This window comes from Rhodopirellula sp. UBA1907 (assembly GCF_002337565.1).
GTDB lineage: Bacteria > Planctomycetota > Planctomycetia > Pirellulales > Pirellulaceae > Rhodopirellula > Rhodopirellula europaea.
In genome coordinates, this window is record NZ_DDGH01000003.1 from 26,948 (window position 1) to 27,261 (window position 314).

Here is a 314-nt window from a genome sequence, read left to right on the forward strand (position 1 = left end):
GACGATGCAAGGTTCAAACAAGTTTGTGACGTTGTCCGGCAAATGCCGAGTCACCGACGATCGGGCCAAGCTGGACGAACTGTGGAAGGAAGCCTGGAAGGTCTGGTTCCCAGAAGGCAAAAACGATCCCAACATTACCTTGCTGCGGGTTGAACCGGAACGCGGTGAGTACTGGGACAACAGTGGCTTCACCGGCATCAACTATCTGCTGCGTGCGGGCAAGGCTTATGTTCAGGGCGAACGAGCCGAAACCGACAAAAACATCAACGCTACCGTTTCGCTTTGAAGCTAGATTCAAACAATCACAACGAGAG

At 52.9% G+C, this 314-nt stretch carries 1 protein-coding gene; it reads left to right on the plus strand.

The features are described 5' to 3' along the window. Positions 1 to 286, plus strand: a 286-nt coding sequence (locus tag B2R17_RS01215; protein WP_286762517.1) for a pyridoxamine 5'-phosphate oxidase family protein, incomplete at its 5' end; no start/stop codon positions are given. Positions 287 to 314: the final 28 nt, after the last annotated feature.